This window comes from Sandarakinorhabdus oryzae, from assembly GCF_009733735.1.
Taxonomy (GTDB): domain Bacteria; phylum Pseudomonadota; class Alphaproteobacteria; order Sphingomonadales; family Sphingomonadaceae; genus Sandarakinorhabdus; species Sandarakinorhabdus oryzae.
In genome coordinates this window covers 1-6,388 of sequence record NZ_WNJP01000154.1, presented here as the reverse complement: position 1 = coordinate 6,388, position 6,388 = coordinate 1, and the positions used below count along the sequence as shown (strand labels likewise).

Genomic DNA, 6,388 nt, shown 5'->3' with positions numbered 1-6,388 from the left:
CCGCCGCCGAACTGCAGGCGCGGCAACTGGCGCAGCTGGCCCGGCTGGCGCGCCATTTCGAGCGCCAGTCGCCGGCGTTCCGGCAGCGGCTGCGGGCGGCGCGGCTATCAACCAACGCGCTGGCACGTCTGCACGGGTTCCGGTCACTCGCCCCCATCAGCCGCCGCTGGCTGCAGGACGCCCAGGGCCTGTTCGCCGACTCCTTGCCCGATGGCCATGGCCCCGCGCGCATCATGTCGACATCCGGCTCCACCGGGCAGCCGGTCGTGGTCAGGCGCACGCGGGTCTCCCAATTGCTGTGGACGGCCAATGTCTTGCGCGGGCATCGCTGGCGGCAGACCGATTTCGCGCGGCCGCTGGCCAGCGTGCGCTCGGCCACGCTGGAGGCGCGCCACCAGCCCAGCTGGGGCCAGCCCGCCGATCTTGTCGCCCGCACCGGGCGCTCGCTGGCGCTGCCGGTGGTCTGGGACACGCAGCGGCTCCATGCGGCGCTGCGGGAATTCCGGCCAGGCAATCTGGTGACCTATCCCACCACGTTGGGGGCGCTCATCGATCTCGTCGAAACGCGCGGGCCCTTTCTCGCCCCTGATCCTGTCGTTCGCACCGTGGGCGAGACCGTGCCCGACGATCTGCGCCAACGCTGCCAGTCCGTGCTCGGCGTGCGGCTGTGGGATACATATTCCTCGCAGGAGTTCGGCCATATCGCCCACGAATGCCCGGATCATGAAGGCTATCACGCGGCCGGCGAATCCCTGATCGTCGAAATCCTGCGGCCCGATGGCCGGCCGTGCGCGCCGGGCGAGATTGGCCAGCTGGTCATCACCGATCTGCACAATTTCGCCACCCCGCTCATCCGCTATGCCATCGGCGATTATGCCGAAGCGGCGGCGCCATGCCCGTGTGGGCGCGGCACGCTCGCGCTCAAGCGCATCCTCGGCCGCGAGCGCAACATGCTCATCCGGCCCGACGGTACCACTTTCTGGCCCCCGGTCGGCCTGATCAACTATGGCGCGCTGGCCCCGGTCCGCCAGTTTCAATATGTGCAGCACGCCCCCGACCGGATGGAGCTGCGCTGTGCGGTGACGCGGCCGGTGACCGCAGCGGAAGAAGCGGCCTTGCGGGCGGAAATCCAGCGCGCGCTCGATTTTCCCTTCCCCGTCAGCTTCACCTGGTTCGATACTGATCTGCCCCGTTCCGCCGCGGGCAAGTTCGAGGAGTTCGTGCGCCTGTTCTGAGGGCCTACGCATTGCTGCGGACTGTCTGTGGCGGGCCATCCGCCTATGCTCCGGCCATGACAGCGAGGGCATGGCCATCGTCAGAGGCGCGGCGCGGCGTGGCCGTACTGTTGCTGTGGCTGGCGCTGTGCGGCGTGCAGGGCTGGCCATCAACGCCGGTTGACCTGATGCCCAGAGGCGGCCGCACCATGCCCTTTGGCCGGCAGGGCAAGCTGGTGCTGAGCGAAGCCGATCATGGCGTCGTGGTCGCCTTTGGCGCCCGCCCGGCGCTGGCGGCGGCGCCACCCAACGAACAGGCGCTGCCGCTGCGCTGGACCGGGCGACGCTATGAAATCACGGATCCCGACCCCAAGGCCAAGGGCCATGTGGTGGGCACCCTGGCGGTGCGGCCGCTGCCCGGGCCCGGCGGCCTCCACGTCGCCCAGACCCTGTGGGAAGGCGACGCGGCCTATAGTTATCGGCTGACCGTGCGCCTGGCGGACGGCAGCTTCGTCTATTTCCACGACAACGAGGAATGCGATGCCGCGCCGGCGGCTGAACTGGCGCGCATCTTCCCCCAGCCCGGCGACCGCAGTGCCTGCCGGGTGCGCCGCTGGGCCCAGGTGGAGGCCCTGCTCACGGCCTTTGCCGCCACTGGCCCGCAGCCCTTTGGCCTGGCGACGGTGCGGCCCTGATGGCCAGGCCGATCGCCGCACTGGCTGCGCTGTGGCTGCTGCTCACGGCGGCCACCAGCCCGACCATTTTGATGCCTTCGGACGGCCGCAGCCTTGCCTTCGGGCCGCAGGCGGTGGTCGAGCTGACGCCGGCGGACGATGGCCGTATCCACAGCTTCGGCACGCGGCCACCGCTCAGCCACGACTCCTCCTTCACATGGACCTTGGTCTGGAGGGATGGCGCCTATGACGTGCGCTTCGAACCGCTCAGCACCGTGGTCGATGGCCGGCTGGCCTTGCGGCGGCTGCCGGGCGATGAACCGCTCTACATCGGCCAGCTCGTCGAAATGGCCGACGGCGTTCCTGGCGAGATCGGCTATTTCCTGCTCTGGCGCCTCTCGCGCCACGAATTCATCGGCTATCTGCGCCTCGGCGGCTCGGAGTGCGAGCTGGTGCCTGGCCCGGTGCTGGACTCGATCGGCATCGCGCTGGCCGATCGCGACACCTGCCGGGTGCGCGACTGGTCGCAACTGGAAGCGCTGATGCGCGCCTATGCCGCCACGCGGCCCAGCCCGCTCGGCACCATCCGCCTCATCCACCATCGCCTGCCACAGTGACAGGCAGCGCGGCTGGTGGCACAGGGCCGCCATGTTGCAGGCTGCGAGTTCCGATCTGCCCGCCCTGGCCGGCCTGTTCGCCAGCGCCTTCCTGGCCGGCTCCATTCTGCCAGCGCAATCGGAAGCGGTGCTGGCCGCGATGCTGATTGAAGGCAGCCAGCCGATCTGGCTGCTGCTGGTGGCGACGGTCGGCAATGTTGGCGGCGCGGTGCTGAACTATGGGCTCGGCCGCTCGGCGGAGCGCTTCCGCCACCGGCGCTGGTTTCCGCTGTCGGCGGCCGGCTGGGACCGCAGCGCGCAGCTGTTCAACCGCTGGGGCGTCGCCACGCTGCTGCTCAGCTGGCTGCCGATCATCGGCGATGGGTTCACCGTACTCGCCGGCGCCGCCCGCACACCGTTCCCGCTGTTCCTGGTGCTGGTCACGCTGGCCAAGGGCGGGCGCTACCTCGCGCTGGCCGCCGCCATCGCGGCTTGGTGAGGCCAAGAACGAAGAAGGGGGCCTTGCGGCCCCCTTCCCGTTGGTCAGTCTGCGAGCCCGCGATCAATATTTGACGCGGATGCGGGCATACCAGAAGCCGCCGTTGAACCCGAACGGACCACCGCTGTTCGGATAGATCTGGCCGTCGGCAAGGCTGTTCGTCGACAGGAAGATCCGGTTGTCCGGCGAGTTGGCAACCCGGTCCGGATAGGTGTTGAACAGGTTGATGGCGCCAACCGAGACCGTGTAATGCTCCATGAAGGTGTAGCTCACGTCGATATCGGTGGTGAACTTGGCGCCGAACTTCTGGCCCGGATAGCCGACTTCTTCCCGCCACGAGCCATAATAGGCCTCGCGCAGGGTGAAGGCGAAGCCATCCTTCTGCCAGGTACCGGTCAGATTGGCGCGATGGTTGGGCGCCAGGTTGCCGATGTTGACCACCTGCGCATCGCCGATGACGAACTGGGTGTCGCCATTGGCGTCAACAAAGGTGTCGCGCCGGGTGACGGTCGACTTGTTGTAGTTGTAGGCAAGGATGAGCGAGGCCTTGCCGCCAGCCACGTCACCGCGCCAGGTGCCAACCACGTCGATACCGCGCGTGCGGGTGTCGAAGGCGTTGGTGAAATAGTTCACCGCACCACCATCACCCACGGCCAGCAGCGCCGGTTCGCGGGCAATGTCGGCGGCCGTCACGTCGAAGTTCTGGCTGATGCCGATGCGGTTCTTCACCTTGATGCTGTAGGCATCAACGGTCAGGCTGATGGAGTCGGTCGGCGTGAAGACGAAGCCGAGGCCGAAGTTGGTGGAACGTTCCGGCCGCAGCTGCGTCGCACCGAAATAGCGGGCGATGTTGCTGGTCACCGGATAGGTGCCAACCTGCACCTGATCACCATTGACGAAGGTGGTGGTCAGGATGGCCGTGTTGTTCTGGCCCGGCGACGGCGCGTGGAAGCCGGTGCCGGCCGTGCCGCGAATGGCGAACGACGGCACCACTTCCCAGCGGAAGTTGCCCTTGCCGACAAAGGCGCTGCCGAACGAGTTGTAGCGCTCGTAACGGCCCATCGCACCCACGCTGAACGTGTCGGTCAGGTCGGTTTCGGCCCCGGCATAAAGAGCGAAGCTCTGCTGGCTGCGCGAACCGGCAAAGGTCGGGCTGGTGCCGCCATAACCGGAGGCACCCGGCGGCTTGGTGATGACGAGCTGCTTGAACCCGTCATTGCCATCGGGCACCAGCACTGGCTGGTAACCGCCTTCGCCATCCGGCTCATAGAGCGGCTGCACGGCATAGGGGCCACCGGCATAGGATTGCACGTCACCAGCGGTCTGGGTGTAGGTTTCCCGCCGGAACTCGCCGCCGAACGAGAAGGTGACCGGGCTGGCGAGGCCGGCGTCGACCGCATAGGTGAAGTCAGCGTTGAGGTTCTGCTCTTCCTGGATCAGCTTGCCGAACTGGAAGCTGGTCTGGCTCTGCGGACCGAACGACGGGCTGAGCGAGTCATACATCGACAGGTTGATCGAGTTGCGCGCGATCGTGCCCGACAGGTCATAGGTGAAATCGCCGGACTTGCCCTTGATGCCCAGCACACCCCAATATTGATCAGTCACGCCGACAAAGCGCGGGGTGAAGCCGGCCGGATACAGGGTGGTGAAGTTGTAGGTGGCGCCGTTCTGGAGGAAGCCGCCGGCCGGGCAGCCGTTGTTGGCGGCGTTGGCCGGGCAGGGCGTCAGGTAGATCGGCGTCGCGAAGGCGGCGTTGGCATTGAGGTTGGTGGTGCCGCCCACCACGGGCACGTTGGTCGCGCTGATCGGCGAGCGGTAGTTGAAGCTCTGGTCCGCCTTCAGGTGCGAATAGTTGGCGGTGAAATAGATCTTGGCTTCCGGCGACAGTTCATAGGCGCTGTTGAGCAGGAAGCGATAGGCATAGCCCGGCGAGGTGCCGTAAATCTGGGCCGGGCCCGGATAATTGGGCAGCCGGCCGGCCAGGCCCGGATTCTGCTGGGCGAAGATCAGGGCGAGCGGGCGGGTTTCGTTGCGCACCGTGCCGCGATCATCGGTATATTCGCCGGTCAGGTTGATGAAACCGCGATCGCCCAGCTTCACGCCGGCATTGGCGGCGATCTGGAAGCTTTCGCCATCACCGCGATAATATTGGCCATAGCGGCCGACGACTTCGAGGCCGGCATCTTCGCGCAGGCCATAGTTCATCACGCCGGCAATGGCGTCAGAACCATATTGCGCCGTAGCGCCGTCACGCAGGATCTGAAGGCTGCCGATGGCGAGCGAAGGGATGGTCGAGATGTCCGCACCTTGGCTGCCGAAGGAGAGGGCGGTGTCACCACCGGTGTAGACCTGCACGAGGGCCGAGCGGTTGAGGCGCTTGCCGTTCAACTGCACCAGCACTTCGTCGGCCGACAGGCCACGCAAGCTGGGCGCGCGCACGAAGGTCGACGCATCAGCGATGGCGTTCTGGCCGACATAGAAGGACGGCACCAGCGCCTTGACGATGTCGAGCACGTTCGACGCCGGCTGGGTGGCGAGTTCGGCAGCGCCGACCACGTCGACCGGCGAGGCGGTGTCGAGGATGGAGCGGTCCGTACGGCGGGTGCCGACGACCACGATGACCTTTTCGTCGCCAGCCTTCTCGTCAGCGGCAGCGGTCTGGGCTGCGGCCGGAGCGGCGGTGACGGCGAGCGCCAGCATCGGCAAGGCCGATCCGGCCAGCAGCAACCGGGAAATGGTGGTTCCCATCGGGCTTTTCATCTTCTTGTCCCCCTAACGTCGTCCACGGGCCGCGCGTGCGGCCAGCGGGCGTGAATCTGAAGCATTCGTGGAAATGTCACAATCAATCCGGCGCGTTGAGCGGCCAAATTGCGTCACTATCCTGCCAACTGTTGCGCCCATGCATCACTGTGTGCCCGCCAGGCAGCCGAATTCATCCCGGCAACAGCCTCACAGCAGCTGCAGGCGCCCGGCGATGGCGCTGCGCCGGCGCAGCGCCAGCTTGTCGAGGATGTTGTGGACATGGTTCTTCACTGTCGCCGGGCCGATGGCGAGCATCTGGGCGATTTCCTTGTTGGACAAGCCATCGGCGACCAGCCGCGCCACCTCTCGCTCGCGCGGTGACAGGGACGTGCTGGCGGGCCGGCCGGCCAATACGGCGAGCCGCCGGCACATCAGCGCCGCCAGTTGCGGGGAGCAGCCCAGTTCGCCAGCGCGGGCGCGGCGCACGGCGTCAACCAGGTCGGACAGCGTGCCATCGCGGCCCACAAAGCCAGTGAGCCCGGCCTCGGCACAGGCCAGGCCCAGTTGGTCATCACCAACGCCAAAGCCGACCAGCGCGGCCTCGGGCGCGGCGGCATGCAGGGCCGGGACGTCGCCCAGCGCCGCGCGGCCCGGCACGTCGAT

Annotated in this window: 6 protein-coding genes; 4 read left to right on the top strand and 2 right to left on the bottom strand. The window is 67.2% G+C overall.

The features are described from left to right. The 4 genes from GJ693_RS12765 to GJ693_RS12750 form a co-directional block, all read left to right on the top strand. Positions 1-1,235 (top strand): phenylacetate--CoA ligase family protein (locus tag GJ693_RS12765; RefSeq protein WP_156256672.1); only part of this gene is annotated, 1,235 nt, incomplete at its 5' end. A gap of 56 nt (positions 1,236-1,291) precedes the next feature. After that, on the top strand, positions 1,292-1,909 hold the full coding sequence (locus GJ693_RS12760; protein ID WP_156256671.1) for a hypothetical protein: 618 nt from the start codon (positions 1,292-1,294) through the stop codon (positions 1,907-1,909). After that, entirely contained in the window at positions 1,909-2,505 is a 597-nt protein-coding gene (locus GJ693_RS12755) for a hypothetical protein (protein WP_156256670.1), read from the top strand. The genes GJ693_RS12760 and GJ693_RS12755 overlap by 1 nt, the downstream gene beginning before the upstream one ends. A 31-nt stretch (positions 2,506-2,536) precedes the next feature. Beyond that, positions 2,537-2,983, top strand: a complete 447-nt coding sequence (locus tag GJ693_RS12750) for a YqaA family protein (RefSeq protein ID WP_156256669.1) — start codon at positions 2,537-2,539, stop codon at positions 2,981-2,983. A 63-nt stretch (positions 2,984-3,046) separates the two neighbouring features. On the opposite strand, the gene GJ693_RS12745 is transcribed toward GJ693_RS12750, so the two are convergent. Continuing rightward, positions 3,047-5,743 (bottom strand): TonB-dependent receptor plug domain-containing protein, encoded by a 2,697-nt coding sequence (locus GJ693_RS12745; RefSeq protein ID WP_235902878.1) that lies wholly within the window; start codon positions 5,741-5,743, stop codon positions 3,047-3,049. A gap of 189 nt (positions 5,744-5,932) precedes the next feature. After that, positions 5,933-6,388, bottom strand: a 456-nt coding sequence (locus GJ693_RS12740; RefSeq protein WP_156256668.1) for a response regulator transcription factor, incomplete at its 5' end; no start/stop codon positions are given.